Origin of the sequence: Pseudactinotalea sp. Z1748, from assembly GCF_049725185.1 — a bacterium.
Classification (GTDB): Bacteria; Actinomycetota; Actinomycetes; order Actinomycetales; family Beutenbergiaceae; genus CALKWS01.
Map to the genome: position 1 here is coordinate 51,341 of NZ_JBMPQB010000001.1, position 25,324 is coordinate 76,664.

Annotated in this window: 25 protein-coding genes; 13 read left to right on the plus strand and 12 right to left on the minus strand. The window is 69.9% G+C overall.

What is annotated here, in order from left to right:
* Positions 1–122 precede the first annotated feature (122 nt).
* The gene (locus ACO0LU_RS00225) at positions 123–683 is read left to right on the plus strand and encodes a DUF4870 domain-containing protein (protein ID WP_424789425.1); all 561 of its coding nucleotides are present in this window, start codon (positions 123–125) and stop codon (positions 681–683) included.
* Positions 684–817: 134 nt separating this feature from the next.
* Complete coding sequence (locus ACO0LU_RS00230; RefSeq protein ID WP_424789426.1) at positions 818–1,663, plus strand: siderophore-interacting protein; 846 nt, start codon at positions 818–820, stop codon at positions 1,661–1,663.
* A 29-nt stretch (positions 1,664–1,692) separates the two neighbouring features.
* Here the strand turns inward: ACO0LU_RS00230 and ACO0LU_RS00235 are convergent, their stop codons facing one another.
* Together ACO0LU_RS00235 and ACO0LU_RS00240 are read right to left on the minus strand one after the other, a co-directional pair.
* Positions 1,693–2,697, minus strand: coding sequence for a DUF2804 domain-containing protein (locus ACO0LU_RS00235; protein ID WP_424789427.1), 1,005 nt, complete (start codon positions 2,695–2,697; stop codon positions 1,693–1,695).
* A gap of 255 nt (positions 2,698–2,952) precedes the next feature.
* Positions 2,953–3,702 (minus strand): class I SAM-dependent methyltransferase, encoded by a 750-nt coding sequence (locus ACO0LU_RS00240; protein ID WP_424789428.1) that lies wholly within the window; start codon positions 3,700–3,702, stop codon positions 2,953–2,955.
* Between the two features lie 130 nt (positions 3,703–3,832).
* Between ACO0LU_RS00240 and ACO0LU_RS00245 the strand changes: the two genes are divergently transcribed.
* The 4 genes from ACO0LU_RS00245 (at position 3,833) to ACO0LU_RS00260 (ending at position 8,363) form a co-directional block, all read left to right on the plus strand.
* A complete protein-coding gene (locus ACO0LU_RS00245; protein WP_424789429.1) occupies positions 3,833–4,564 on the plus strand; it encodes a CDP-alcohol phosphatidyltransferase family protein in 732 nt (243 codons plus the stop codon).
* Between the two features lie 192 nt (positions 4,565–4,756).
* Positions 4,757–5,617 carry a helix-turn-helix domain-containing protein gene (locus ACO0LU_RS00250; protein WP_424789430.1) on the plus strand — a complete coding sequence of 287 codons (861 nt, stop codon included), beginning with the start codon at positions 4,757–4,759 and terminating at the stop codon, positions 5,615–5,617.
* A 5-nt stretch (positions 5,618–5,622) separates the two neighbouring features.
* Positions 5,623–6,084: a VOC family protein gene (locus ACO0LU_RS00255; RefSeq protein ID WP_424789431.1), complete on the plus strand. Its 462-nt coding sequence runs from the start codon at positions 5,623–5,625 to the stop codon at positions 6,082–6,084.
* A 173-nt stretch (positions 6,085–6,257) separates the two neighbouring features.
* Positions 6,258–8,363, plus strand: coding sequence for a RecQ family ATP-dependent DNA helicase (locus ACO0LU_RS00260; protein WP_424789432.1), 2,106 nt, complete (start codon positions 6,258–6,260; stop codon positions 8,361–8,363).
* Between the two features lie 168 nt (positions 8,364–8,531).
* On the opposite strand, the gene ACO0LU_RS00265 is transcribed toward ACO0LU_RS00260, so the two are convergent.
* The 4 genes from ACO0LU_RS00265 to ACO0LU_RS00280 all read right to left on the minus strand — a co-directional run bounded on the left by ACO0LU_RS00265 (position 8,532) and on the right by ACO0LU_RS00280 (position 11,060).
* Positions 8,532–9,113, minus strand: a complete 582-nt coding sequence (locus tag ACO0LU_RS00265) for an N-acetyltransferase family protein (RefSeq protein WP_424789433.1) — start codon at positions 9,111–9,113, stop codon at positions 8,532–8,534.
* Positions 9,110–10,075, minus strand: coding sequence for a Cof-type HAD-IIB family hydrolase (locus tag ACO0LU_RS00270; RefSeq protein ID WP_424789434.1), 966 nt, complete (start codon positions 10,073–10,075; stop codon positions 9,110–9,112). Before ACO0LU_RS00270 ends, ACO0LU_RS00265 begins: the two co-directional genes overlap by 4 nt.
* A gap of 248 nt (positions 10,076–10,323) precedes the next feature.
* Positions 10,324–10,716 (minus strand): PPOX class F420-dependent oxidoreductase, encoded by a 393-nt coding sequence (locus ACO0LU_RS00275; RefSeq protein WP_424789435.1) that lies wholly within the window; start codon positions 10,714–10,716, stop codon positions 10,324–10,326.
* Positions 10,713–11,060, minus strand: a complete 348-nt coding sequence (locus tag ACO0LU_RS00280) for a hypothetical protein (RefSeq protein WP_424789436.1) — start codon at positions 11,058–11,060, stop codon at positions 10,713–10,715. Before ACO0LU_RS00280 ends, ACO0LU_RS00275 begins: the two co-directional genes overlap by 4 nt.
* A 124-nt stretch (positions 11,061–11,184) precedes the next feature.
* Here ACO0LU_RS00280 and ACO0LU_RS00285 point away from each other — a divergent pair, with 124 nt between their 5' ends.
* The 4 genes from ACO0LU_RS00285 to ACO0LU_RS00300 all read left to right on the plus strand — a co-directional run bounded on the left by ACO0LU_RS00285 (position 11,185) and on the right by ACO0LU_RS00300 (position 15,621).
* Positions 11,185–11,607 carry a winged helix-turn-helix transcriptional regulator gene (locus ACO0LU_RS00285; RefSeq protein WP_424789437.1) on the plus strand — a complete coding sequence of 141 codons (423 nt, stop codon included), beginning with the start codon at positions 11,185–11,187 and terminating at the stop codon, positions 11,605–11,607.
* Between the two features lie 44 nt (positions 11,608–11,651).
* Positions 11,652–14,168, plus strand: a complete 2,517-nt coding sequence (locus tag ACO0LU_RS00290) for an LLM class flavin-dependent oxidoreductase (RefSeq protein WP_424789438.1) — start codon at positions 11,652–11,654, stop codon at positions 14,166–14,168.
* Positions 14,161–15,054, plus strand: coding sequence for an LLM class flavin-dependent oxidoreductase (locus ACO0LU_RS00295; RefSeq protein ID WP_424789439.1), 894 nt, complete (start codon positions 14,161–14,163; stop codon positions 15,052–15,054). Before ACO0LU_RS00290 ends, ACO0LU_RS00295 begins: the two co-directional genes overlap by 8 nt.
* Positions 15,055–15,264: 210 nt before the next feature.
* Entirely contained in the window at positions 15,265–15,621 is a 357-nt protein-coding gene (locus tag ACO0LU_RS00300) for a YciI family protein (protein ID WP_424789440.1), read from the plus strand.
* Here ACO0LU_RS00300 and ACO0LU_RS00305 read toward each other — a convergent pair.
* Entirely contained in the window at positions 15,598–15,843 is a 246-nt protein-coding gene (locus tag ACO0LU_RS00305) for a hypothetical protein (RefSeq protein ID WP_424789441.1), read from the minus strand. The two genes, ACO0LU_RS00300 and ACO0LU_RS00305, sit on opposite strands and share 24 nt — an antisense overlap.
* A gap of 140 nt (positions 15,844–15,983) precedes the next feature.
* On the opposite strand from ACO0LU_RS00305, the gene ACO0LU_RS00310 reads away from it, so the two are divergent.
* Positions 15,984–16,877 (plus strand): RNA polymerase sigma factor, encoded by an 894-nt coding sequence (locus ACO0LU_RS00310; RefSeq protein WP_424789442.1) that lies wholly within the window; start codon positions 15,984–15,986, stop codon positions 16,875–16,877.
* Positions 16,878–16,908: 31 nt separating this feature from the next.
* Here ACO0LU_RS00310 and ACO0LU_RS00315 read toward each other — a convergent pair whose 3' ends face one another.
* A complete protein-coding gene (locus ACO0LU_RS00315; RefSeq protein ID WP_424789443.1) occupies positions 16,909–18,366 on the minus strand; it encodes an HNH endonuclease signature motif containing protein in 1,458 nt (485 codons plus the stop codon).
* A 269-nt stretch (positions 18,367–18,635) separates the two neighbouring features.
* Here ACO0LU_RS00315 and ACO0LU_RS00320 point away from each other — a divergent pair, with 269 nt between their 5' ends.
* Entirely contained in the window at positions 18,636–19,502 is an 867-nt protein-coding gene (locus ACO0LU_RS00320) for an LLM class flavin-dependent oxidoreductase (protein WP_424789444.1), read from the plus strand.
* A 73-nt stretch (positions 19,503–19,575) separates the two neighbouring features.
* On the opposite strand, the gene ACO0LU_RS00325 is transcribed toward ACO0LU_RS00320, so the two are convergent.
* A complete protein-coding gene (locus ACO0LU_RS00325) occupies positions 19,576–20,799 on the minus strand; it encodes a PQQ-dependent sugar dehydrogenase (protein ID WP_424789445.1) in 1,224 nt (407 codons plus the stop codon).
* A 125-nt stretch (positions 20,800–20,924) separates the two neighbouring features.
* On the opposite strand from ACO0LU_RS00325, the gene ACO0LU_RS00330 reads away from it, so the two are divergent.
* On the plus strand, positions 20,925–22,058 hold the full coding sequence (locus ACO0LU_RS00330; protein ID WP_424789446.1) for a winged helix DNA-binding domain-containing protein: 1,134 nt from the start codon (positions 20,925–20,927) through the stop codon (positions 22,056–22,058).
* Between the two features lie 34 nt (positions 22,059–22,092).
* On the opposite strand, the gene ACO0LU_RS00335 is transcribed toward ACO0LU_RS00330, so the two are convergent.
* The 3 genes from ACO0LU_RS00335 to ACO0LU_RS00345 form a co-directional block, all read right to left on the minus strand.
* Positions 22,093–22,545 carry an SRPBCC family protein gene (locus tag ACO0LU_RS00335; RefSeq protein WP_424789447.1) on the minus strand — a complete coding sequence of 151 codons (453 nt, stop codon included), beginning with the start codon at positions 22,543–22,545 and terminating at the stop codon, positions 22,093–22,095.
* Between the two features lie 79 nt (positions 22,546–22,624).
* Positions 22,625–24,658, minus strand: a complete 2,034-nt coding sequence (locus tag ACO0LU_RS00340; RefSeq protein WP_424789448.1) for a M13 family metallopeptidase — start codon at positions 24,656–24,658, stop codon at positions 22,625–22,627.
* Positions 24,659–24,699: 41 nt separating this feature from the next.
* Positions 24,700–25,194, minus strand: a complete 495-nt coding sequence (locus ACO0LU_RS00345) for a MarR family winged helix-turn-helix transcriptional regulator (RefSeq protein WP_424789449.1) — start codon at positions 25,192–25,194, stop codon at positions 24,700–24,702.
* Positions 25,195–25,324 lie beyond the last annotated feature (130 nt).

A 25,324-nucleotide genomic window follows, 5' to 3' on the forward strand; every position in this document is an offset into this window, starting at 1 on the left:
CGAAACCTGATCCACAGATCGTCCACAGCCTGTTCCGCAAGGCTGTCTGGCTGCACGCAAGTGCCGTGGTCGTCGGGGGTCTGCCCTGCTGCCACGCAGTCCGAGCGCCAGAGGAGATATCGATGACGACGTCCGATTACCAGTCTGCGGCGAACCAGCCCGAGCAGGGTGTATCCCAGCACGGTGTCCCGCCCCAAGCAATACCCCAGCACGAGCACCCGGAACGGGGCGGGCCCCAGTATGGTGGGCCCGGGCGGGGCCAGCCGCAGTACGGGGCGCCCCAGGGCGGGCCGCAGTACGGCGCTGCGCCGCAGGCGGGCGGGCAGGTGGGCGCCGGCGTCGAGAGCCTCGATCCGAAGGTCGGCGGTCTGCTCGCCTACTTCACCTGGATCGGGGGGCTGATCATGTACCTGACCCAGCGTCACCGCGAGGTCAGGTTCCACGCTGCTCAGTCGATCCTGTTCAACATCGTGGTCTTCGCGGCCTGGGTGGCGCTGTGGATCGTGGAGTTCGCGCTGACGATGATCTTCAGCCCCTTCGGGCTGGTGACTCTCGTGCTCTTCCCGCTCCTGGGCCTGGCCGTGCTGGCGGTATGGATCCTGCTGGCGATCCGGGGCTACAACCTGGTGCACTTCAAACTTCCGATCATCGGTGCCATGGCCGAGAAGTGGGCGGACAAGTAGACCCATCCGAGGCGGTGGCCGCCTCCCCCCTGACGGGCCGGCGGCCACCGGGCCCCAACGTCCAGTCCCCGGCGAATTAGGTTAGGGTTGCCTTATCTAAATCCCCGGATGATTGGACGTGTTCTGTGGCGCGCGTGCGACGCCTGACCTACGCCGAGGTTGTGCACAAGGAGCAACTGACCCCCTCGATGCTTCGGGTGGTCCTCAGTGCTCCGGGTGGTGGGGCCCTGCCGATCGAGTACCCCGGCTACACCGATACCTACATCAAGTTGGTGTTGCCCCGGCCCGGATCCGGACTGGTCTCACCGTTCCACCCCGATGAGGTCAAGGAGGGCCTGGAGCCCGCGCTGTGGCCCGTGATGCGCACCTACACCGTCCGCCATTGGGATGCCGGGCGCGGCCACATGACCGTTGATGTGGTGGTGCACGGCGACAAGGGGATCGCCGGGCCCTGGTCCGAGCAGGTCCAACCCGGGGACCAGGTGCAGTTCTTCGGGCCCGGCGGCGATTACCGGCCCGACCCCCACGCCGACTGGCACCTGCTCGTCGGCGATGAGAGCGCGCTGCCGGCAATCGCCGCTGCGAGTGAAGCGCTACCGACCGACGCCCGTGGCTACGCAGTCATCGAGGTGGCCAACGCCGCCGAGGAACAGCGGCTCACGGTCCCCGATGGAGTGCAGGTGCGCTGGATCCACCGGGACACCTCTGCCCGGGCACCGGGGATCGAGTTGTGCGAGGTGGTGCGGTCCCTGGACTTCCCGGCCGGGCGGGTGCACGCGTTCGTGCACGGCGATGCCACGTTCGTGCGGGAGATCCGCTCCTACCTGCGGTTCGAGAGGCATGTGCCCAAGGAGGACCTGTCCGCCTCGGGATACTGGCGCCGCGGACTGGACGACGAGGCCTGGCGGGCCGCCAAGGCGGAGTGGAAGGCCGCGGTCGAGGCCGATGAGGCAGCCCACGCGGGGGTCGGCGTCGCGTGACCCGGCATCGACTGGCCAGGTGAGGGGCACTACCAGCGGTTGCTGGTGAATTCGGCCCACCCGACCAGGCCGTCGAGGCGATGGCGGCCCCCGTCGTCGTCGGCCGCCCATCCGTGCCAGGTGCCGCACACGCCGGTGGTGGTGGTCGCCACGATGCCCAGGTTGGTCGAGACAGACCCGTGGTGGAAGGGTTCCAGTGTCGCCTCGACCCGGTCTCCCTCGATCATCCACGTGCCGGTGGGGGAGTCGGCATCGAAGGTCCAGACCGTCTCCTCGGGCAGGTAGTGCACGCGGGAGTCGATGATCAGTGCGTTCTCGGTTGAGCCGGTGCCCTCGGTCCACAACCCGCCCAGGTGCAACCCAGTGCGGACCCCCGCGACCGCGCCGGAGGCAACTGCGCTGGTGTAAATGGTGGAGTAGGGCCAGCGGCCGCGGCCGTGATCGACATTGGCCCAGGCGTCAGGGCCGACGGTGGTATCGGCGTCATCGATCTCGAGCCGGCCGCTGACTGGCAGCGCCGAGGACTTCAGCGTGTACTGGAACTGCCGATCGCTCCACGGGATCACCACCCCCAGGGATTCCGGCGGAATGGGCACGTGCAGGTCCAGCCGCACCCGGGGAGTTTTCGCCCGTAGCCGGGTGTTGCCGTCCTCGGTGTCCACCGCGATCGCCAGGTCCCGGGTGAGTGCGCGCACCGGTCCGCCGAAGGCGGTTTCGGGCAGTTCCACGTGGCGGGCCAGCGGTACGATCGCCGACTCCTCGATCACCGTGCCGTCGCTGCGGTCCAGGATCCAGACCTGGTGGGCGGCGGCGTAGTTCAGGGAGTTCACCGTCAGGGCGATGAGGTGGTCGGGGGTGTTGATGCCCCAGTGCTCGCGCCGCTTGGTGCGGCTCCAGGTGGCCGCCCGTGAACTCAGTGGCACGGTGCGCAGGTTCGCCCGGTGCAGCGCGCGCCGGCTCCACCCCAGGGCGGCAGGGTTGAGCGCGCCTGAGGGAAGGCACAGGTCCACCGGGCGGACGATCTCGGGCAGCACGGGCCCATCATCGCGCCCTTTGTGCCCGGGCCGCACGCTGCGCGCCCTGATTCGTCCTTGTGCGCCTATGCGCACGCCCGACCGCACGCCTGCGCGCACGCCCGGCCGCACGCCTGCGCGCACGCCCGGCCGCACGCCTGCGCGCACGCCCGGCCGCACGCCTGCGCGCACGCCCGGCCGCACGCCTGCGCGCACGCCCGGCCGCACGCCTGCGCGACCCTGTTCCCGCGCTACGGGGTGGGGCGGGTTCCCGCGCTACGGGGTGGGGCGGCGCCAGACCGAGACGTGCGAGGTGGCTTCGGAGGTGAAGGGCGCGCGGTGGAAGTCGGCCACGCGCTCGACCAGTTCCATGCCGGCCAGGCGGGCCATCAGATCCAACTCGGCGGGCCAGGCGTAGCGATGCTCGCTGGGACCGTAACGATACCTGCCGTCGTCACCTCGGGTGAAGTGATGAGACGTCATCCGTTGGGATAGCGGGTCGATGGTGTCCAGCCCTACGTGCCGCTCGGTCACCTCGAACGGCACCGCAGCCGCGCCCGGCGGCAGCCACCGCAGCGGTGGGACGCCCAGTTCGATCACGAAGTGACCGCCCGGGACCAGATGCGCCGCGGCGTTGCGGAAACAGTCCACCTGCGCCTCCTGGGTGAGCAGGTTGGAGATGGTGTTGTAGACCAGGTACACCAGGTCGAACTCCCCGGGCACCCGGGTGGTGGACATGTCCCCGACGGTCACCGGAATGTCCTGATCGGAGGCCTTGGTGCGCAACCGGGCGATCATCGGCTCGGAGGTGTCGATGCCGTGCACCTCGACTCCCCGCCGCCACAGCGGGACCGCCACCCGTCCGGTGCCGATGGCGAACTCCAGGGCCCTCCCGCCGCCGGCCCGGCCGGCCAACTCGGCCAGGAAGCCCACGGTGGGATCGAGCACCTCGGCGGAGAACATCGGTGCGTCCGGGTGGTCGTACCCGGCGGCCGCCGCTTCGGTCCAGTACTGGCTGCGCATCATGACGGAGCATGCCAGGGCGGCCGGTCGTCGTCGACCGTTTTTCACCCGACCGCCCTGCCGAGGACAGGCTGAGGCGGGTGCGTGCCTCGAAGTGACGCTGCGGCCGGGTCGCCCCGGGTACCGTGGCCCGGTGAACACCACCGCCACCGCCCCCCTTGAGACGGCCTCGGCATGGCAGCGCCTGGCCGGCGTGGCGGTGCACCTGTTCACCGCTATCGGCGCGCTGCTCGCCTTCGCCATGGTGCACTTCGCCTACGCCGGGCAGGTCCAACTGGTGCTGTGGCTGTTCCTGGCCGCGATGGTGATCGACGGCACCGACGGGTTCATGGCCAGGCGACTACGGGTGGCCCAGGTGCTGCCCAGGTTCGACGGTGCCCTGCTGGACAATGTCGTGGACTTCCTCACCTACGCCTTCGCCCCGATGGTGCTGCTCTGGTCGGCCGGCTACCTGCCTGGTGGAGCCGCCGGCTGGGCGGTGGTGGCCGTGGTCCTGCTTGCCTCCTGCTACCAGTTCTGCCGCACCGACGCCAAGACGCCCGACCACTACTTCCGCGGCTTCCCCAGTTACTGGAACGTGGTGGCCTTCTACGTCGTGGTGCTCGACCTGGGCACGGCCGTGACGGCAGCGATCCTGGTCGCGCTCAGCGTCGCGGCGTTCATCCCGATCTGCTACCTCTACCCCTCCCGCACCCAGGTGCTGTGGCGGGTGACGATGGTGGCTACCGCGATCTGGCTGGGGTTGTACGCGCTGATCGTGGCGACCTACCCCGACCCGTCCGGTTGGGCGGTGCTGGCCTCGGTGGTCTACCTGGGCTACTACGCCGGGGTGAGCGTGGTGCTCACCGTGCTGCGTCGCCGATAACTGATTCCCGCCTGGCGGTTCAGGAGCCGGCTGCCGCTCCTCGGCGGTGCTGGCGACCCTTTCGCCCGACCGGACCGGGCGGGGCGTGGCGAGCGAGCGTTGCTGTTCGGCTATGCCCCGGAGCCCAGCGCCCCGCGGGCTCGGTTGTAGCAGGGCTGGTGGACGCCCTTGACGACGAAGGATAATCGGCACGTGGGCACATCGGCCTCGCTGCACTACGTACCGGTCGCCGCCCTGGCGCCGGGGGTACTCAGTGCCGTGGGCTACCACCATGCGGGGGTCGAACCCGGGCTCCACCTGGGGATCCCGGCGCCGTCGTTGACGTTCATCTTCTCCACCCGGGGACCCATCGAGGTCGGCGCGAGTGCGGGGCAGGCCACCGGGCCGGGCGCCGAGCGTGCGCAGGTGCTGATCAGCCGGCTGCACACCGACCCCGCCTACGTCGTCGAGCCCGGTGAGCAGGCCGGCATCCAGATGGCCGTGCATCCACTGGCGGCCCGCTCGCTGCTGGGCGTACCGGCCCGGGAACTGGACCGGCTCGCACTCGAAGGCAGCGACGTGCTCGGCCCGGGCGCCGCCCGGACGCTCCGACGCCTCCAGGACATGCCGCTGGGACCGCAGGCCTTCGCCGTCGTGGGCGATTACCTGCGCGAGCAGTTGCAGCAGCGCCGTGCCGAACGGGTGCGCCCGGAGGTGGGCGAAGCCTGGCGGTGGATGTCCCGTACCCGGGGCGCCGGTTCGATGCGCAACCTGGCCGCGCACGTGGCGCTCAGCCAGCGCCAACTGACCACACTCTTCCAGCGGGAGGTGGGCATGGCCCCCAAGGCGATCGCCCGGCTGATCCGGTTCACCCGGGCGCGGCGGATGGTGGTGCAACACGTGGCGCTCGCCGGTTCGATGACACTCGCGCACGTGGCGCACGCCTGCGGCTACGCCGATCAGTCCCACCTGGTGCGTGACTTCCAGCAGTACACCGGGACCAGTCCCACCCAGTGGCTGCGGCAGGAGCACCAATATGTCCAAGCCGGGGCACACGTGCGCGCGGCAGGCTGACCCCTATGAACACGACCGAAACCTCTGCTGAATCCACTACCTCGCCGGCCGAGTCCACCACCTCGCCGGCATCCCCGCCCGCCCCGAACGTGTGGCCGACCTTGAAATGCCACGACGCCCTCGGCCTCATCGACTTCCTGGTCACCACCTTCGGGTTCGAACGCACCGCGGTCTACGCCGACGGGCCCACTGTGCACCACGCCCAGTTGACCTGGCCCGAGGGCGGCGGCGTGATGCTCGGCAGCGTGATCGCCGGCACCGCCTGGCAGCGCGAACCGGGCACCGCCGGGATCTACCTGGTGACCGACCGCGTCGGGGAGATCCACCAGCGCTGCCAGGAAGCCGGCGCTTCGATCATCGAGCCCCTCACCGACACCGACTACGGTTCGCACACCTTCGCCGTCGCCGACCCGGAGGGCAACTACTGGTCCATCGGCACCTACCGCGGCGAACCCAGCGGGACCTGAGCCGGCACCGGACTCCTGACCGCACCCGCGGCCGATCCGCCAGGGGCGTCGAGTTCGAGTCCGGTGGCCGAGGTCGATGCTCCGAACACTCGACTTGAGCCGCGAGGCTCGAACTCGGACCGGACAAGGATGCCCGTGGACGCGGTGTCCGTACCGGGACCTACCGTGGGGGCATGAGGGAACAAGCCACAGCCGCGCTGCGCGAACTCGTCGGTCACCCCGAGTCCGACTTCCGGGAGGGCCAGTACGAGGCCATCGAGGCACTGGTCGATCGGCGCGAGCGGGTGCTGGTGGTCCAGCGCACCGGGTGGGGCAAGTCCGCGGTCTACTTCGTCGCCACCGCGCTGCGACGGGCCGCCGGTGCCGGGCCCACCGTGATCGTCTCCCCGCTGCTGGCGCTGATGCGCGACCAGATCGCCGCTGCCTCGCGCGCCGGGATCAACGCGGTGACCATCAACTCCGCCAATGCCACCGAATGGGGCCAGGTCCGCGAGCAACTGGATGCCGATGCCGTGGACGTGCTGTTGGTCAGCCCCGAACGGTTGAACAACCCGCGGTTCCGCACCGAGCAACTGCCTGAACTGACAAGGCGCTGCGGGCTGCTGGTGGTCGATGAGGCGCACTGCATCAGCGACTGGGGTCATGACTTCCGCCCCGACTACCGCCGCATCCGCACCATGCTCGCCGGCCTCCCGGCCGACACGCCGGTGCTGGCCACCACCGCCACCGCCAATGAGCGCGTGGTGACCGATGTGGTCGAGCAACTGGGCACCGGCGCCGATGGCGCGCCCCGGCAGGTCAGCACCGTTCGCGGTGCGCTGGCCCGGTCCTCCCTGCGGCTGGGCGTACTCACCCTGGAGGGCCCGGCGCAGCGAGTGGCGTGGTTGGCCGCGCACCTGGATGACCTGCCCGGCAGCGGCATCATCTACGCCCTGACCGTGTCGGCCGCGCAGGATCTGACCGAGACCCTGCGTGCGGCCGGGCACCAGGTGCGCCCCTACACCGGCCGGACCGACCCGGCCGAACGGGAGGAGTTGGAGCAGGCGTTGCGGGGCAACCAGGTCAAGGCTCTGGTCGCCACCAGTGCTCTGGGCATGGGTTTCGACAAACCGGATCTGGGGTTCGTGGTGCACCTGGGCGCACCCAGTTCACCGGTGGCCTACTACCAGCAGGTGGGGCGGGCCGGGCGGGCCACCGAACGTGCCGAGGTGTTGCTGCTCCCCGGGGCCGAGGACCGCGACATCTGGGCCTACTTCGCCTCCGCCGCGATGCCCCGCCAGGCCCAGGCCGATGCGGTGCTGGCCGAACTGGGGCGTGCCTCGGGCCCGATGTCCACCGTGGCGCTGGAGACCTTGGTGGATGTGCGCCGGACCCGGCTGGAACTACTGCTGAAGGTCCTCGATGTGGAGGGTGCCGTGGAGCGGGTCCCCGGTGGCTGGGCCGCCACCGGGCAGCCCTGGACCTATGACGCGCAGCGCTATGAGCGCGTGGCCCAGGCCCGTGAGCGCGAACAGGGCCTGATGGTGGAGTATCTGGCCGGTAACTACTGCCGGATGGAGTTCCTGCAGCGATCACTCGATGATGCGACTGCGGCCCCGTGCGGCAGGTGTGACGTATGCGTCGGCCCCTGGTACCCCGTCGAGGTGCCGGCAGAAGCCGTGCAGGCTGCCACCGGGCAGTTGGCCCGGGCGGGGGTGCCGATCGAACCGCGGGCGCAGTGGCCCTCCGGGATGGGCCGCCTCGGCGTGGACGTCAAGGGCAGGATCGACCCGGGCGAGACGATGCAGCGCGGGCGCGTCGTGGCGCGGTTGTCGGACCTCGGCTGGGGGCAGCGGCTGCGGGAGGTACTGCAGGCCGACGACGGCGCAGCCCCTGACAGCGTACTGGCGGCAGTGGTGCAGGTGCTCGCCGAGTGGGACTGGGACCGGCGACCGGCCGGTGTGGTGGTGATGCCTTCACGCACCCGTCCGGCGCTGATCGACTCGGTGGCCCGGCATATCGGCGACCGGGGGCGGTTGCCGGTCCTGGGCACCCTGGAGTTGGTCGACGGCGGTCCTGCCGGCGGGCCCGGCGGCAACAGCGCCTTCCGGCTCGCGGGGGTCTGGGGCCGGTTCGGTGTCGGGGCTGATCTGCGCGCGCGCCTGGCAGACCTGCACGGACCGGTGCTGCTGGTGGACGACCTGGTCGACTCCCGCTGGACCGTGACGGTGGCGTCCCGCGAACTGCGCCTGGCCGGGGCGGAGGCGGTGCTGCCACTGGCGCTCGCCGCCCAAGGCTGACGCCGCCGGGCCGGTCCCGCACGCGTCCGCACCCCGCCGCCCGGCCCACACCCCGCCGCCCGGCCCACACCCCGCCGGCCCCCACCGCGCCGCCCGGTCCGCACCCCGCCTGCGCCACTGCACCGCTCGGTCCGCACCGGGCCACCTGGTCCGCACCGGGGACGAGCCCTACGGCCCAGGACGAGTCTGGTGAGGCTCGCTTTCGGCCGAAGCGCTCGCCGTCGGTCCGCTGGCGTGCAGTGGCAGTTTCATCCCGACGTGTGAGGCGACGAAACCGAGGCGCTCATAGAAGCGCACAGCATCGGTGCGGCTGCGGTCGGAGGTGAGTTGCATCAATGTGGCTCCCCTGTCGGCGGCGTAGGTGGCCATCCACCGGAAGAAGGCCTCACCGAGTCCCGCACCGCGGTAGTCCGCAGCCACGCGTACCGCCTCCACCTGGGCGCGGAGTGCACCACCACGGGAGAGCCCCGGAATGAACGTCAACTGGGCGGTCGCGGCCATCTCGCCTCCCGCCCGGGCGACCACCAGGACCTGGTTCGGGTCGGCGTCGATCGCCTCGAACGCCTCGGTGTAGCGGGGGTCGGTGCCGGCATGCTCGCGGCCCTGGCCGAGCACATCGTCGGCCAGCAGCGCCACGATGGCCGGCACGTCGGCCGCGGCAGCGCGGGTGAGGATGACCTCTTGGCCGCCGACGGCGAGGGAACCCAGGTGGGGCTGCGGTTGCTCGGGCGTGATCTGATCATTGGTCATCGAAGGGGTGCTCCTGATGGTGGCGCGCTGCCGGGGTGCGCGGGTTGTGGGGTGCGGTCGGGGTGCGCGGGTTGTGGGGTGCGGTCGGGGTGCGCGGGTGGTGGCGCGCTGCCGGGGTGCGCGGGTTGTGGGGTGCGGTCGGGGTGCGCGGGAGCCTGCGTGAGCGCCTCGATCACGTCGGCCACGCCGTCGTCGATGTTGGTGCCGGTGACCTGATCGGCCACGGCCAGGGTTTCCGGTGCGGCATCGGCCATCGCCACCCCGTGGCCGGCCCACGCGAGCATCTCGGCATCATTGGGGGCATCGCCGAAGGCGAGGACCTCATCCGGTGCGATACCCAGGTGGGTGCACAGCCGGGCCAAGCCCCAGGCCTTCGTGACGCCCTCGGCGAGCACCTCTACGAACGGTGCGCCGGAGTGGGTGACTTCGAAACCGGACAGACCCAGGCCGCGGATGGTGGCGACCAGTTCGTCATTGTCGGTGCCCGGATGGCGCACGATGAACTTCAGGCTGGGCTGGTCCAGCACCTGGTCCACCGTGTGCGCGCCCATCGAGTCCGGGTCGCGCTTGTGGTCGTTGAAATCAGCTAGATCCGCGTACCCCTCCTGGGCGACGAACGTCTCACCGCCCTCACGCACACTGACGAACACCGCCTCGGGCAGACGCTGCAGGAGCGCTTCGGCGAGTTGCCGCTGGGCGGGGACGGAGAGTTGGGCTTCGAACAGGCGCTCCCCGGTACCCAGATGCAACCCGAGCGCCCCGTTCCCGCACAACGCCCACCCGTCGAACCCTGCCTGCTCGGCGATCAGACGAAGACCGACGGGCTGGCGAGCCGTCACCGGGACCACCCCGATCCCTGCGGCCCGGGCAGCGTCCAGAGCGCTGCGGGTGCGGGCAGTGACCTGCTGCTGGGGATCGAGCAGGGTGCCGTCCAGATCGGTGGCGATCAAGCGGATGGTCACCCGGACACCTTATCCAGGCGCCCGGGCTGCAGGGCGAGAGTGATACGCGCTTCAACCGTCACTGGTGCCTGGTTGCCTTCGTCGGTGCGGAACCTGGCGTGGATGATCACCACCATCGACGTCGACTTCGAACTCCTCGAGGCACCCGCCGGACTGGCCAGGGCGCTCAAGGGTTGGCGCTGCGATGTCCCCGGGCGCTGGCCCGATGAGGACCGGCCGGTCACGCAACGGGCTGAGGGCCCGGCGGTTCAGAACGAGGCGGACCAAGCGACCTCGGGCTCGATCAGGAACACGATCCTGTTGCTGCGCTCCGGATAAGCAGCCCCGGTGTACTTGCGGGCGATTCGGTCGATGATCGGCCAGGCCCGCTCGTCGTCGATCCGCTCGGCCACCCGCCCCCGGATACTGGCCATCTGATAGGGGTTCTCCTGCGGGGTCAGCGATAACGCCACGCGGGGATCGCGCCGGATGTTGCGATCCTTGATCGAGTCGGGGATGGTCAGGACCGCGAGCCGCTCGTCCTCCAGGCCCACCCACAGCGGGACGCTGGTGGGTCGGCCATCGGGCATCACCGTGGCGAAATGAGCGAGGTTCGGCGCCTCCAGGAGGGCGCGAACCTGCTGCGGCAGGGCGTGCGTCATGAGGCAACTTCCGGTGTCAGTTCGGCGAGGACGTCGAGACGACCGCCATAGCGGAGTTCGGGCCAGTCCCGGAGCAGATCGGCGGCGGCGTCGAAGGAGTCCACCTGCAGCACCGAGATCCCGAACAGATCGCCGTCGTACTCGGCGCCCCCATCCAGGCTGACATCGTCATGGTCGGGGGTGCCGTCGTCCCGGCTGAAGGTGCGGCCGCCGCCGAGCACGATCGTCTGCTCGTGTTCGGGGCGGGCCCGGAGGCGCCCCACCCACTCCCACAGCGCGCGCTCGTTGGCCTCGGCCTCCTGCTCGGGGACCTGTCCTGCTCGGTACTGGACGACGACTCGCATGGCACCTCCGATTCGTGGGCTGCATCACTTGTTCATTGCAAGTGAGACTGAAGGTAGTAGCATCACTTGCAGAACGCAAGTGTGCGCAGTTGGGGTGTCACACCGGTGCTGTGGAGGTGTCGCAATGGCTGAGAAACGATCCGGTTGCCCGATCAATATGACCGTGGAACTGCTCGGGGATCGGTGGAGTTTGCTGGTGATCCGCGACGTGATGTTCGCCGACCGGCACACATTCGCCGAGTTGCACGCCGGGTCCCAGGAGGGCATCGCCACCAACATCCTCAGCGACCGGCTCAAGCGCCTCGTGGCCGCGGGGGTGTTGCGGCGGACGTCGGTGCCCGGCAGCCGGAACCGGGTGCGGTACGACCTGACCGAGCGCGGCATCGACCTGGTCCCGGTGCTGACTTCGATCGGCGGGTGGGGGGCACGGTACCTGGACGCCGACGAGTCCCTGTGCCAGGTGGTGCAGGACCTGCAGGCCGGTGGGCCCGACGCCCAGGAGAACGTGCAGCAGCACCTGCGCGAACGCGACCTGACACCCGCCTGACGCGCGCGCCGCTGTGTCAAGGATCAACTGTGAGGAGATTGACCATGCCCAACTACGGCCACGCCGTGCAGTTCGGCGTCTTGCTGGACGCAGGTGTCGGTGCAGGTGCGTCTGAAGCGGCCGACCTGGCCGTGCGCGCGGAACTGGCCGGCCTGGATCTGGCAGTCCTTGCCGAGGGCTCGGGCGAGCCTGCGGCTGGTGGCGTGACCGACGCGGCGGACGACGACGCGAGCCCAGTAAACCCGGCAGGTACCCCGGGCGACGACGCAGCCCCGGTTGGGGCGGGCCCGGACCCATGGACGCTGGCCGCCTGGGCAGCCGCGCAGACCGAGCGGATCACCTTGGCCATCGCCGGTCTGTCGTTCACGCACCGCCCTCCGTCGGTGCTGGCCCGCGCAGCCGGTAGTTTGAGCCTGCTCGCCGGCGATCGGGTGGCGCTGGCGCTCGACGTTGCTGACGACGCGGCTGCGGACCCATCAACCACGGACGCCGCGCCCGCTGACGCAAGAACCGCTGACGCCACAGCCACCTTCGCGGCACCCGCGGACGCACCGCTGACCGACGCGATCGCGGTTCTGCGCGTGATGGCGGACACCAGCACCGATGCGGCAACCTACCCCGGCCGTCACCACCGCATCTCCGACGCACAGCCCGGTCCCGCGCTGGCTCGGGAGGTGCCGTTATGGCTGACCGGATCCGATGAGCGGGCCGCTCGGCTCGCCGGCGCCATCGGCGATGGGATCCTGCTCGACCTCGACGCCGCCGGCGGGCCGGCCGGGCTGGCGCATCTGAACACCATCATCGATGAGGCGGCCGGAAACCACGACCGGGACCCGCGTGAGATCCGCCGGCTGGTGGTGTTCTCCGCGTCGACCGGGCAGCCTGCCGCAGGTGAGTTGGTGCGCCTCATCGTCGACCACGGGGTGAGCGGCTTGCTGCTCCGGGCGGGTGGCGCGCCGTCGTCCGCTGCCGTGGCAACCGATAGCGATGGGTTGGAACGCTTCGCCACCGACACCGTGCCGCGAGTGCGCACAGCCGTCGCCGACGTTTTGCCGGACCTGGGCTCCCGCAGGATCCGACGCGCCAGCGTGCGCGCCAAGCGACACCCGGGCATCGACTACGAGGGCGTGCCAGAGTCACTGGTGCACACCGCCGTCGAACCGGGCGATGCCGCCTACGGACGGCTGAAGTCGAACTACATGCGCGGCGGCAGCCCGGGCCTGATCCTGCGCCCGGAGACCATCGAGCAGGTGAGCGACGCCGTGGCCTACGCCCGGCGCAACCCGCACCTGGAACTGGGTCTCCGCAGCGGCGGGCACGGCATCTCGGGGCGGTCCACGAACAACGGCGGCCTGGTGCTCGATGTGGGACGGATGAACTCGGTCGAGGTGGTCGATGAGGCCAGCAGACTGGTGCGCCTGGGACCTGGCGCCCGGTGGCGGGATGTGGCCAGCGCGCTGCAACCCTATGGCTGGTCGATCGGTTCCGGTGACTACGGCGGCGTGGGCGTGGGCGGGCTGGTCACCGCCGGCGGCCTGGGTTTCCTCTCCCGCCACCACGGCCTGACGATCGACAACCTACGCGCGGCGGATCTGACCGTGGCCGACGGCACCCGCCTCCGGGCGAGCGAGGAGGAGAACCCCGAGGTGTTCTGGGCCGTGCGCGGTGCCGGGGCCAATCTCGGCATCGTCACCTCGGTGGAGATCACCGCCTCGCCGGTCGATCAGGTCGGCTGGGCCCAGTTGGGCTTTGCCGCGGGTGACGTGGCGCAGTTCCTGCAGGCTTTCGCCGACGCGGCCACCAGCGCCCCACGGCAGACCACCGCGTTCCTCCTCATGGGCCCGCCCCGGGGCGGCAGCGCCACCGCGCAGGTGATGGCGATGGTCGACTCCGACGACCCCGATGTGGTGATCGAACACCTGCAACCCTTCGCCCAGATCCCCACCATGATCCAGCAGCAGGTCGTCATCGCCCCCTATGCCGCGGTGATGAACATGTTCCCCGAGGCGCCCCACCAGGGCCGCGGCGAACCGGTGTCCAGGTCCGGGCTGCTGAACCAGGTCACTCCTGAGTTCACCAAGGCTGCCGCACGGTTGCTGGACTCCGGCACGATCGGCTGGTTCCAGTTGCGCACCATGGGTGGTGCGATCGGGGACGTGCCCGCTGAGGCCACGGCGTTCGTACACCGGGACGCCGTGATGCATCTGACCGTGATGGGCAGCAACGCCCAACGGGTGGATAGGCACTGGGAGGACCTGCGCGAGCACCTGTCGGGGTTGTACCTCAGTTTCGAAACCGACCGGAGCCCGCAGCGACTGGTGGACGCGTTCGGGGACCAGGGGCTGGCCAGGCTGCGTCGGTTGAAGGCGGAACTGGATCCCCACCAAGTGTTCCGAGACAACTTCGCGATCCCACCCGCTCACGCGGTCCCACCCGCTGACGCGGTCCCACCCGCTCACGCGGTCCCACCCGCTGACGCGGTCCCACCCGCTCACGCGGTCCCACCCGCTCACGCAACCCCCACCAATCACCCCCATCGACCAGGAGGCGCTCATGACTGATTACGGCCACGACCTACTCTTCGGCACCTTCGTCACTCCCACGAACTCACCGCCCCAGCATCCGGTGGAGCAAGCGATCGTGGCCGACCGCGCGGGGTTGGACCTGGTGAGTTTCCAGGACCACCCCTACCAGGGTCGATTCCACGACACCTCCACGCTGCTCGCCTACGCGGCGGCCAAGACCGAACGGGTGCGGCTGACGGCGAACGTGACGAACCTGCCGCTGCGTCCGCCGGCGGTCCTGGCCCGGGCAATCGCGACCCTGGACCAACTCTCCGGTGGCCGGATCGAACTGGGTCTGGGTGCCGGCGGGTTCTGGGACGCGATCGAGGCCATGGGCGGCCCACGACGAAGCCCAGGGGAGTCCATCGAGGCCCTGGAGGAGGCCATCGAGATCATCCGCGGCATCTGGAACACCTCCGAACGCGGGCGTTTCGTGGTCGAGGGCAAGCACTACCAGGTCGATGGCGCCAAGCGTGGCCCCGCCCCCGCCCATGACGTGGGCATCTGGATCGGGGCGTACGGCCCACGGATCCTGCGGATGACCGGCCGGGTGGCCGACGGATGGATCCCCTCGTGGCAATACCTCAAGAACGGCACCGATGATCTGGTCCGGATGAACGAGAACATCGACGACGGCGCCGCCGCAGCCGGGCGCGAACCGGCAGCGGTCCGGAGGTTCTTGAACATCGGGGGCAGGTTCGCCACCCAGTCGGGCGGATTCCTGCAGGGTCCGCCGGATCAGTGGGCCAAGGAACTGGCCGAGATGACCCTGAGCCACGGCATTACCGGGTACTTCCTGGCTTCAGATGATTCGGCCACCACCGAGACGTTCGCTCACGAGGTTGCCCCGGCGGTACGGGAATTGGTGGCTGCGGAGCGCTGAGCCGCCCGCCTCCGCCGGTCCCCACCCGGCTCGCACGCGACCTCGTGTGCGTCCCGGGTCCCGGTGCACGTGCTACAGCGGCGGGGGATACAGACGCCGGAACTGCCCCGCGGGGGCGGCCGCGAATCTTTGCCGGACTGTCGATTTCTGCTGTCCTCGCGCGACATGATGGTGACGGCACCATCGCCGCCACCATCGAAAGGAACAATGATGAAGTACCTCGTGATGCTGATCGGCGACGGTGACGTGCCCGCGTGGGACACCTTGAGCCCGGAGGAGCAAGGCGCGTTGATGGGCAGGTTCGGCGAGTTCGACGAGGCGTGCGGCGCTCGCCAGGGCGTGGAAATCCTCGCCGGGGAGGCCCTCTCCGACGGCCAGTCCGACGCCACGGTGATGCGCACCCGAGCCGGTGCCGTCACGCTCACCGAGGGCCCCTATGCCGAGGCCCTGGAGGGCTTGGGCGGGTTCTACCTGATCGAGGCACCGGACCTGGACGTCCTGGTGGAACTGCTCGGCCACCTCCCACCGTATGACATCCAGATCTCACCGGTCGTGGACCCGTACTGACCCGTGCCGCAGCGCGTCCTCGACGAACTCTGGCACAGCCATTGGGGCCTGCTGCTGGGCCACCTGATGGCGCGATTCAATCGCGCCGACCTCGTCGAGGACGCGCTCGCAGAGGCCTTCGCCCAGGCCGCCGCCCAGTGGCCCACAACCGGCGTGCCGCACAACCCGCCCGGGCGGCTCCGCACCGCCGCCCATCGCCGGGTGCTCGATGCCTTGCGGCATGAGCGCACCCTCCGGAGCAAAGCCCACCTGATAGCGGACGACGACGTGCAGCCGGCCCGGAGGATGCGGCCGCTCCGGGCGGGGTTACGTCGCCGGCCGGAGTCGCTTCGGGCGGCGATGAGCGCCTGCCGCTGCTGTTCATGGCTACCCACCCAGCACTGGCCGAGGAGGTCCGTCCGGCGCTCGCGCTCCGGTTCGTCCTTGGTGTGCCCACTGCCGACATCGCACGGTTGTTCCTGGTGCCGGCAGCCACGATGGCGGCACGGCTGACCCGCGCGAAGAAGCGCCTGGCCGGAAGCGGAATCCCGTTCTCGATCCCCGACCGAAACGCCTGGCCGGACCGGCTTGATGACGTGGCCCGGGCGATCTACCTGGCGTTCACCGCCGGATATGCGCCCGGAGGAGGCCACGACGTTGTCCGTGCGCAGCAGGCAGGGGAGGCGGTACGGCTCGCCGGTTTGGCTACTGACCTGATGCCCGGCCGTCCGGTGCTGGAAGCCCTGGTCGCGCTTCTGCGGTTCCAGCACGCCCGCCGCGATGCGCGGGTCAGTCCGGAGGGTGCTCTGGTGCGCCTGGCTGATCAGGACCGGTCCCGGTGGCGCGGTGCCGAGATCGCGGCGGGCTTGGACCGGCTCACCGCCCTGTCCCCGACCGATGGCCTCGCGGAAGAGTTGCGCTTGCAGGCCCTGATCGCGGCCTTCCACGCGACGGCCACCCGCGCTGCTGACACCGACTGGGCGGGAATCGTGCGCGCCTACACCCGTCTGGAGGCGCTCGCCGGATCACCGATCGTGCGGCTCAACCGTGCTGTCGCCGTGGGCGAGGCAGCGGGGGCGATGGCCGGACTTGCTATTCTGCGCGCCGCCGCCGACGAACTGCCCGGGCACCATCGTGTGGCGCTCGTGCGCGCCGAGTTGCTGCACCGCGGCGGACAGGCCGAGGCCGCTCGTCAGGCCTACCTTGAGGCGATCGACGCCTGTCCCGACGGCGCCGAGCGAGACCACACCCGCGCCCGGCTAGCCCTGGTGAGTTGAACATGATCTGCCACTGGGCGCGGGGATGCCGCTAGTGGCGCATGGTGAAGGTGTATGTCCCGGTGGATGTTCGGCGCTGATGGTACTTATGGTCGTGCGCCATTCGATGGTGGCGGTGGCATAGGGGGACGGCGTTGTCGAGGTCGGTGGGTCCGCCGTTCTCCCAGGGGGTGGCGTGGTGCAACTCGCACCAGGAGTAGGGCCGGGCGCATCCATCGGCCGCGCAGGTGGTGTGTCGAACCGTCAGGGCGGTGCGTTGGGTTTCGGTGAAGAGCCGGTTGCCGCGCCCGAGGTCCAGTGGTTGGGATTGACCGCCGAGGACGAGGGGTACTAGGCCGGAGTTGCAGGCGAGTTGGCGGGCGTGGGCGGCGGAGATCTTCTCCCCGGTGTCCAGTCCGGCGGCTGCGATGCGTCCGCGGAGGACTTGTTCGTCGAGGGTGATGATGATGGTGGCTGCGGTTTTGGGGCTGAGGTGGTCGGTGGGTAGGTGTTCGATGAGTTCTGCCAGGGCCAGGCCGTGGGCGTTGGCCCAGTCGGTGCGCCGGGCCTGGGCGACCCGGGCGGGGTCGGGAAGCCCGGACAGATCCTGCGCGCCGCTGCCGTGGGTGCTGCTGCCCTGAGCGCCGAGGCCGGTCGCGCCGGTATCGGTGCGGTGGGGGCCGGTGGTGTCCGTGCCGAACAGCGCCTGCCCCTGCCCACTTGCGTCGTGGCTGCCACCACCGCCGGCACCACCAGCGCCACCGCCGCCGGCACCAACGGGGCCGCCGGTACCGTTGGTGGTGCCGTGGTTGGTGCGCCGTGGTGCGGTCATGGTGTGGATGATCTTGCGTAGCAGGTGGCCGTGGAAGACCGGCAGGGTGAAGTGTCCGGTGACGGTGCCGTCGTGGTTGTCCCGGATGGTCAAGCGGGTGTGGGCGCGGGCTTGCTGCTCTTCATCGGCGATTTGGCCTTCTTCGTGGGTGTCGATGCTCTCCCGGTCCTTCTTCAGGGCTTCCAACTGTCGTCGGGCTCGCTGGCGCAGCACCGAGGGCGGCATCTGCTTGGCCTTGGCGACCAGGTCTTCTTCGACCCGGGCCGCCTCGGTGATGGTCAGCCCGTTGGGGAGCTTTTCGCCTGCGCCCACGATGATCTCGGCGTGGTCGGGGGAGATGTCCCCGGCATCGAGTGCTCGTTGGGTGGGGCCGCGCTGGCTCAGGCGGGTGGCGAGTTTGGTCTGGCGGCTGGTGTCCCGGCCGTCGTCGTTGGTGTGCTTGGCCGCCCAGGAGGCGGTATCGGCATGCCCGGACTTGCGCGCGGTGTTGGCCTTCTCCGCCGCGTTGAGGACTTTGAGTGTGTAGGCCCGCACCCGCGACTCGATCCGCTTCAGGTCCACCAGCAACTGGCTCTGCCCGGCAGCGCTGAGCCCGCCGGGGTCCAGCCGCGACAACCCATCCAGCGCGGCGTGCACCTCCTGGGTCGGGGAGATGTGCGGGAGCGGGTGCACTGCCATGAACGCACACTAGTTGATACAGACGTTCGAGTCAACAGTCTACTCCGATTCATGTCACATTGCACTGTTGAGTGATTATAGGTAGCGGTGGCTGCGTGCAGGTAATGGCGGTGGTGGCCTGTGGGCGGGTGCATACAGGGCGTGGCAAAGAGCGCTCGGGACCCGGCGCGCCCGTGGGAGACTCGAATCATGACCGGTTCGACGAATCCCCAGCCCTCCGACGCCGAGATCGACCAGCGCGCGCCGGCGCGCCCGCAGAGGGGTGTGCGATGACTCGGGTCGGCGCGATATTCAACCCGCACCACAATCCACCCGAGGCACTGCGAGGGGCGGTCGAGGTAGCCGAAGCCGCCGGCGTTCCCGAGCTCTGGCTCTGGGAGGACTGCTTCCGTGAGTCGGCCTACGCCTCGGTCGCCGCCGCCCTGGCGTGGACCGAGCGCCTGCGGATCGGCCTGGGGATCGCACCGATCCCGCTGCGCAACGTGGCGGTGACCGCGATGGAGATCGCAACCATCGAGCGGACCTTTCCCGGCCGGTTCTACCCCGGCCTGGGCCACGGTGTGCTGCCGTGGATGAAACAGGCCGGCGCGCACGCGGCCTCCCCACTGACGCTCATGCGCGAGTACATCACGGTGTTGCGGTCGTTGCTGGCGGGGGAGGAGGTGACCGTGGCCGGCCGCTACGTCACCCTCGACAAGGTGCGGCTCGAGTGGCCGTTGGAGGCCGCACCACCCGTCTACGCCGCAGGCGTGGGACCCAAGACGCTGGCACTGACCGGGGAGGTCGCCGACGGTGCGGTCCTCGTCTCCGGACTCTCCGTCGCCGAGGTGGGTGAGCGGGCCCGCCTGATTGCCGACGGGCGCACCGCCGCCGGACGTGACGGCGATGCGGTGGTGGTGGCCTACGTCGACACCGCCTTCGGCGACGGCGCCCGGGAGCGGGTTGCCGCCGCGCTGGGCGAGGCCGGCACCGACGACAACCGGGGCGTGTGGGGCGAGCCCGACGACGTGGCGGCGGCTGTGCGACGCTTCGCCGACGCCGGTGCCGACGCGGTCATCCTCTCGCCCGTGCAGGGTGAGCCCGATCCGCACGCGTTCCTCCGTGCTACCGGCGAGGTCGCCCGCCTCGTCGACTGACCGGAGCCAGCCGACTCACCGAGGCCGGCAGCCGGAGAGAGCGGGGCGGTGCGCTCGTGCGTTCCCCGCGGCTCTAGTCCGGGCGCAACTCCATCAGCGCGCCACCGTCGGTGGCGAGCCAGATCGCGCCATCGGGAGCCTCGGCCAGGGCGCGGATCCGATCGCCCATCTGCCACTCATCGACCTGCTCGGCGTTCTCGCGGTCCAACTCCACACGCACCAGGTTCTCCCCCGAGAGGCCGCCCAGCAGCGCGCTGTCGGCCCACCCGGTGAACAGGTCACCGGTGTAGATCATCAGGTTCCCGGGCGAGATCGCCGGCACCCAGTAGGCCTTCGGTGCCTCGAAACCGTCCCCCTCGGCGTGATCGGGGATCGCGGTGCCGTCGTAGTGCTCACCCATCGACACCTCCGGCCAGCCATAGTTGGCCCCCTCGCGGATCAGGTTCAGCTCATCGCCGCCTGCCGGCCCCATCTCCGAGGACCAGAGGTTGCCCTGAGCGTCCACGTCGATGCCCAGCGGGTTGCGGTGGCCGGTGGTCCAGAACTGCGCCGCGATGCCGCCGTCGTCGGCGAAGGGGTTGCCGGGGGCAGGATCACCCTCCAACGTCAGGCGCACGATGGTGCCGAGGTTGGTGCCCATGTCCTGGGCCGGTTGTAACTCCTGCCGGTCCCCGGAGGTGATGTAGAGCGAGTCGTCGAGGACGACCATCCGCAGCGCGAAGTGGCCGTTGCCGGACGCCGGATCCTGTTCCCAGATCACCTCGAGATCCTCAAGGGCGGCGCGGTCCGCGTCCAGGTGTGCCCGTCCGACCACCCCCTGGCTGCCGCCGTCGGCGGCCCGCACCCAACTGAGGTAGATGGTCTGGTCCTGCTCGAAGTCCGGGCCGGCGATGACGTCGTGCATGCCGCCTTGCCCTGCGGGGACAACCTCGGGCACGCCGCTGACCGGCCTGACCTCTCCGGAGGCCTGATCCCGTATCTGCACGGCGCCGGTGCGCTCGGTGATGAGCAGCAGGTCGGTGCCCGGCAGGAACTCCAGCGCCCACGGGTTCTCGAACTGCTCGTGCTCCACGGCCTCGAACTCCGCCACCGCTGCCTCGTCGTCGCGGGCATCCTCCGCCCCCGGTGACTCCTCGCCGTCGGACGGGTCCTCGTCGGCGGCCGGGTCCTCGTCGGCGTGCTCCTCAGTGGTCTGCGGCTCCGCAGTGGTGGCCGGATCCGCAGGCGTGTCCGGATCCCCCGCAGCGCACCCGGCGAGCAGCAGTGCCGCTCCCGTGGCCATGAGTGCGCAGCGCATACTTCTCGACGCTAACAGTGCCCGTTGTCACCGCAACAGAAGCCATGAGGCTCGGGCGAGCGCAGGTGCGCGGGTCGCCACCGTTGCTCAGCCCGGGTGTGGGTGGTCGGCGCTACCGTACCCGTATGGAGCACGCGCGCCCGGACAAGCACCTGACCGCCCGGACGCTGAACCGGGCGACCCTGGCCCGCCAGTTGCTGCTGCGCCGGGCGCCCCTGGACGTGGCCGAGGGAGTCCGCGCCATCACCGCGATCCAATCGCAATCGGCCCCCTCGCCCTACCTCGCCCTGTGGAACCGGTTGGCTGACTTCGACCCCGCGGATCTCGACGTCGCCTTCAGCTCGCACCGCATCGTCAAGGCCACGTTGATGCGCATTACGCTGCACGCGGTGCACGCCGAGGACTACCCGTTGCTGCACCGCGCGATGCAACCGACCTTGCGCGGGGCGCGGCTGGGCGATGCACGGTTCACCGGCGAGGGGCTCACCCCGCAGATGGCCGACGATGTCGCCGGTCGCCTGGGCGAGTTGCTCGCCGAGCCCCGCACCGGGGCGCAGGTGACCGCCGACCTCGCCCACCCGCAACTGTGGTGGGCGCTACGCCACTACGCCCCGATCGTGCACGCCCCTACCGGAGGGCCGTGGTCGTTCGGTGCCAGGCCGGCCTACGTGGCCAGCCCGCATCCGTCGTCGTCGGCCGATCCGGATGAGGCCGCCCAGCACCTGGTGCGCCGCTACCTGCAGTCCTTCGGTCCGGCGCGGGTGCATGACGTGGCCCGGTACGCGCTGATCCAGGTGACACGGGCGCGGCGGGTGGTCGAGACGATGAGGGATGAACTCATCGGGCGCCAGGGCCCGGACGGGGTGGAGTTGCTGGACGTGGAGGGCGCGCCACTGCCCGAGGAGGACACGCCCGCCCCGCCACGACTGCTGCCGATGTGGGACTCGGTGCTGCTGGCCTACGCCGACCGCTCACGCATCATCCCGCCCGAGTACCGCGGGCATGTGATCCGCCGCAACGGCGACACGCTGCCGGCTGTGCTGGTGGACGGGCAGGTGGCAGGGGTCTGGCGCGCCGTGGACGGTGCCGTGGAGGTCACCACCTTCCGCCCCCTGTCCGAGGCGGACTGGGCCGGCATCGAACAGGAGGCGGGTGCGCTCGCGGACTTCGTCGCCGAGCGCGATCCGGTGGTCTACGGCCGCTACCGGAACTGGTGGGCGAAACTGCCCGCGGAGCAGGTGCGGGTCTTCGGCGAGTGAGCCCGCGGGCGGGGTGTTCGCTCGCTGTGCCCGGTCAGTCCACGTCGCCGCGCCAGCTACCGGTGGCGGTGCCGCGCTTCTCGATGAACTCCTTGAACCGCTTCGCGTCGGCCTTGACCTGACGGTCGTCGGCCCCGACAGCAGCGCCGGCCTTCTCCTTGGCATCCTGCGGCTTCCACTCGAGCTGGATCATCACCCGGGTGGAGGTGTCGCTCAGTTTGTGGAACGTGACGACGCCGGCGTGGTAGGGCTCACTGTCCACCGTGCGCCAGGCGATCCGCTCGTCCGGGTGCTGCTCGGTGATCTCGGTGTCGAACTCCCGTGTGGTCCCACCCACGGTGACGACCCAGTGGTTCTTGGTGTCGGTGATCTGGGTGATCGAGTCGACCCCATCCATGAAGTGGGGGAAGTCCTCGAACTGGGTCCACTGGTTGTACGCGACAGAGACCGGTACGTCGACCTCGATGGACTCTTCGATGGTGCTCATCTCGTCCTCCTAGTTGTGTGCGGGGCTTCCTTTCATAACAACGCAGGAGGGGCCCCGCCACTTGGCGGACCGCTGGAGGTCACCAGATCCGCACCCGCTCCTCGGGTGGCAGGTAGAGGGCGTCCCCGGGTTGGACGTCGAAGGCCCGGGCGAAGGTGTCCAGGTTGCGTACCACGCCGTTGCAGCGGAACTCGTTGGGGGAGTGCGGGTCGATCGACAGCAGCCGGATGACTTCGGCATCGCGGGCCTTCTGCTGCCAGATCCGGCCCCAGGAGTAGAACACCCGCTGCAGCCCGGTCAGCCCGTTGATCACCGGTGCGTCGTCGAGACCGGAGCGGCCCGCCTTGCGCAACGCAATCTCATAGGCCTTGATCGCGATCGACAATCCGCCCAGGTCACCGATGTTCTCCCCGACCGTCAGGGCCCCGTTCACGTGGTGGGCGCCGTCCAGCTGCGCCGGGGAGAACTCGTCGTACTGGGAGATGAGGGCCCGGGTGCGCTTGTCGAACTCGGTGCGGTCCTGCTCCGTCCACCAGTTCCGCAGCCGGCCGGTGCCGTCGAACTTGCTGCCCTGGTCGTCGAATCCGTGCCCGATCTCATGGCCGATCACCGCGCCGATGCCGCCGTAGTTCCAGGCGACGTCGGCCTCGGGATCGAAGAACGGTGGCTGCAGGATCGCGGCCGGGAAGACGATCTCGTTCCTGGTCGGGTGGTAGTACGCGTTGACCATCTGCGGCGGCATGAACCACTCGTCGCGGTCGACCGGCTTGCCGAGCTTCGCCGTGTTGCGATCGGTTTCGAACCGCTGCGCGCGCCGCACGTTGCCGAGCAGGTCGGTCGGGTCGATCTCCAGCCGGTCGTAGTCGCGCCAGGAGTCCGGGTAGCCGATCTTCGGGGTGAACCCGTCCAGTTTCTCCAGGGCCCGCGCTTTGGTCTCCTCGCTCATCCAGTCCAACTCGGCGATGGACCGTCGGTAGGCCTCGATCAGGTTCGCGACCAGTTCCTGCATCGCAGCCTTGTGCGCGGGCGGGAAGTGACGCTCGACGTACACCTTGCCCACGGCCTCACCCATAGCGCCCTCGACCAGTGCCACGCCCCGCTTCCAGCGTTCGCGGAGCTCCTCGGCGCCGGTGAGGGTACGACCGTAGAAGTCGAAGTTCTCCTCCACGAAGGCGGCAGGCAGGTAGGGAGCCCGGCTGGAGACGACGTGCCACAGCAGCCACAGCCGCAGGGAACTGACATCGGTCTCCTCCCACACCGTGCCCAGGTGGGTGAGGTAGGACGGCATCCCGACGATGGTCTCGGCAAGGGCATCCTCGGGAAAGCCCAGGGCGGTCCGCCATGTCTCCCACGGGAAGCCGGGGGCGGACTCGACGATCTGGTCCCAGGTGCGCGGGTTGTTCAGTAGATGGGCTTCCCGCGTCTTGACCCGATCCCAGTGCCCGGCGGCCAGCCGTGTCTCCACGTCCATCACGCGCTGGGCGGCACCGGCGGCCTCCTCGGCGGTGACCAGCCCGGACAACTCCAGCATGGTGGCCACGTGCGCGACGTAGGCGCTGCGCACCGGTGCGTGGGTGTCCTCGCGGTAGTAGGACTCATCGGGCAGTCCCAGGCCGGCCTGCGACAGCATGACGATGTAGCGGTCCGGGTTGTTGAGGTCGGTGTCGATGCCCAGCCGGATCGCCCCGGTGATGCCGGTGGCCTTGAGTGCGCCCATCGCTGCCGCCAGTGCCTCGGAATCGGTGGCGGCGGTGAACAGTTCCAGGTCTGCCCGCAGCGGGGCGGTTCCGAGCGCCTCGATCCGTTCGGTGCTCATGAACGAGGAGTACAGCCCGCCGAACCGGGCGGCCGCACCGGAGGCGGTGTCCTCGTCGGTCGCCTCGCCGGCCTGCGTGTCTGCCGCCGCGGTGACGATCTCGCGCACGCGCGCCTCGGACAGGTCGCGCAGCACCATGAAGGCACCGTCGCGGGCGCGGTCGGCGGGGATCTCGTGCTCGCGGACATAGGTGCCGTTGATGAAGCCGTACAGGTCGTCCTGCGGTCGCACCGAGGTATCCATCGCGCGCTCGAACGGCGTGGTGGTGGCGGGGGTGTCGAACTGGTTTGTCGTCATGCCTGGACGATACGTGGAGTTGAGGGTTCGGCGACGCCGGATCAGGCCCGGTCACGCTGCTCGGGCAGGGGCAGATCGGTCAGCATCTTCATCAGCAACTCACGCAGTTTCGCGATTTCGGCCGGGTCCAGGCTCTCCCCGATCAGGCTCTCCACCGCCTGAGCGTCCTGCAGGGCTTCCAGCGACTCCCGGCCTTTCTGCGTCAAGGTGACCAGGCGTCGCCGCCGATCCGTCCGGTGTGGTTCCCGGGTGAGATAGCCGTGGCGTTCCAACCCCGGCAGCACGCGGCCCAGGGTTTGTTCGGTGACGTGCATCTGGGCGGCGATCTCACGCTGGGACAGCGGTCCGCGCACCAGCACGGCCAGCACCGGGACCGAGGCGTGCGTGAGGTGCCAGTGCGCGAGGTACTCATCCCACCGGCGCTCGACCCTGCGGGCCGCAGCGGACAGCAACCGCCCGGTGGGCCACGAATCGGGGGAGGGGTAGGCCGCGGTGTGCTCCGACGCGCCTGTCGGTACCGACTCCTGACCGCTCACGTTCCGATCACCTCTGTGCCGCTCACTCGCCTCACGTCTCGATCCTGGCTGGTCCCGGCCCGCCGGCGTCGTGGTGGGCTGGTGATGTGGGCGACGTCACGAAAAGGACGTGTCGCCATGACTTGCACGG